The organism is Pseudoalteromonas rubra (assembly GCF_004212645.1).
Taxonomy (GTDB): Bacteria; Pseudomonadota; Gammaproteobacteria; order Enterobacterales; family Alteromonadaceae; genus Pseudoalteromonas; species Pseudoalteromonas rubra_G.
Map to the genome: position 1 here is coordinate 1 of NZ_PPUZ01000131.1, position 1009 is coordinate 1009.

Consider the following 1009-nt stretch of genomic DNA (forward strand, 5'->3'; position numbering starts at 1 on the left):
CCATCTAATAATGTTTCAAGCGGCGTTCTTCCGCAGCATTTTTTACCTTGATGAGTCCGGTCATTATTGTAGTAATTTATCCACTCGTCCAGGTCCTTTTGAAGCTCTTCCAGAGAACTGTACAATTTTTTGCGAAATGTCACCTGGTAAAACTCTTGAAGTATCGTTTTGTGGAAGCGTTCGCAGATACCGTTTGTCTGCGGCGACATCGCTTTGGTTTTAGTATGGTCTATGTCGTTGATCGCTAGGTAAAGCTGATAGTCATGGTGCTCAACCTTACCGCAGTACTCAGTTCCCCGGTCTGTGAGGATCCTTAGCATAGGCAGATCGTGCTGCTCAAAGTAGGGTAAAACTCTATCATTCAGTAGATCTGCTGCTGTGATCGGTGTTTTAGTGGTGTAGAGCTTTGCAAAAGCGACTTTGCAATATGTATCAACAAAAGTTTGCTGATATATACGGCCAACTCCCTTTAGGTTTCCAACATAAAAAGTGTCTTGTGAACCAAGGTATCCGGGGTGCGCAGTTTCAATTTCGCCGCAGGCTTCATCGTCCTGTTTTTTCTTCTCAAGGGCTGATACCTGGGACTCTGTGAGAATGATGCCTTCTTGCGCGACTTTAGCCTCTAGTGCTTTCAGACGCTTTTTAAAGTTTTCCAAGTCATGGCGCAACCAAATTGACCGCACACCACTGGCAGAAACAAACACGCCTTGTTTTCTCAACTCATTGCTGGCTCTGACTTGCCCGTGAGCCGGAAATTCAAGCGCGTAGGTGCAAACTGCTTTTTCAGTCTCTTCATCTACACGGTTCTTCAGGTTTGGTGTTCTACGCGATTTATCAATGAGTGCATCAATACCGCCTTCATCAACGAGCTCTTGATAACGATAAAATGTATCTCGCGACCCCCCCATCATTTTGCAAGCTTTAGATACGTTTCCAAGCTCTTCAGCCAGATTGAGCAAACCAGCTTTGTGTTTAATGATTGGATTGTTAGTATGTAACATGAGAGTTA

General features: G+C 44.4%; 1 protein-coding gene. It reads right to left on the minus strand.

The genetic code is table 11. From position 1 onward, the window contains the following. On the minus strand, positions 1–1001 hold a 1001-nt coding region (locus C3B51_RS22740), incomplete at its 3' end, for an IS481 family transposase (RefSeq protein WP_130246488.1). Positions 1002–1009: the final 8 nt, after the last annotated feature.